Origin of the sequence: Biformimicrobium ophioploci (genome assembly GCF_030270605.1) — a bacterium.
GTDB lineage: Bacteria > Pseudomonadota > Gammaproteobacteria > Pseudomonadales > Cellvibrionaceae > Biformimicrobium > Biformimicrobium ophioploci.
Window position 1 is genome coordinate 1 of sequence record NZ_BSYJ01000022.1, and the last position, 1,063, is coordinate 1,063.

Annotated in this window: 1 pseudogene; it reads right to left on the reverse strand. The window is 51.2% G+C overall.

What is annotated here, in order from left to right:
• Positions 1-1,056, reverse strand: a pseudogene (locus QSJ80_RS15550) (IS3 family transposase); the annotation flags it as partial.
• Positions 1,057-1,063 lie beyond the last annotated feature (7 nt).

Consider the following 1,063-nt stretch of genomic DNA (forward strand, 5'->3'; position numbering starts at 1 on the left):
GAAAACTCAATGTAATTGAATATCTCCGCCCGCGCTTCATTTCTGTCTTTGAATATCTTACGTTTGATTCGCTCACCCTTCAGTAACGAGAAGAAGCTCTCTGCTACTGCATTGTCGTGGCAGTTGCACCGGCGACTCATGCTTGCTTCTAGATTATTGTCTGAGAGAAACTCCTCCAGTCCGAGCAGGTGTACTGCACGCCCTGGTCGGAATGGATGAGTACACGTTCCTTTGGCTTGCGCCGCCATATAGCATAAGCAGTGCGTCGATTACCAAGTCAGCACGCGGATTGCTCTTCATGCTCCAGCCGATAACCTGGCGTGAGAAGAGATCCAGCACAACCGTCAAATACAGCCAGCCTTCGTGGGTGCGAATATAGGTAAAGTCCGTTCCCAAGCCTTGTTGGGGCAGTTCACTTCTAACTGACGGTCAAGCGTAATCGGCGCGGCATGGCTGAGATCCTCACCTGCAAAGCCTCGGTGCCTTCTATAACCTCTTTGAGAACGAAACCCAGCCTGACGCATGATCCGGTAGATCCGGTTCTTACCGCAACTTTCGCCACGGTCTTTTAGATCCAGCGCAATATTGCGATCTCCGTAGGAAAATCCACTTTCTATCCAGAACTGTTTGACTAGAGCCAACAGCCGCTCAACTTCAATCTGACGTTTGCTTTTTGGCTTTTCCTGCCAGGCATAAAAGCCAGGGCGCTCAACCTGCAGAGCGCGACAAATGGCCGCAATGGAGTACTTATCGAGCCGTGATTATATGAACGCGCATCTTTCCTTGACTCGCTTGCAAAGTACGCTGCGGCCTCCTTAAAATATCGCGCTCTTCGGTGACGCGACGAAGCTGGGCCTTCAGCTTCTTGATTTCATCCTGTTGGCTATTGATAGTCTGGTGCTGAGAGCCTTGGTCACCGTATTTTGCAATCCAGCCATACAGGCTCTTGCTGGTAATACCCAGTCGCTCAGCGACTTCCCCAACCTTGTACCGCCGGTCGGTGACCTGCTTCACCGCCTCAACCTTGAACTCTTCGGTATAGCGCTTCCCGCTCATAATTTAG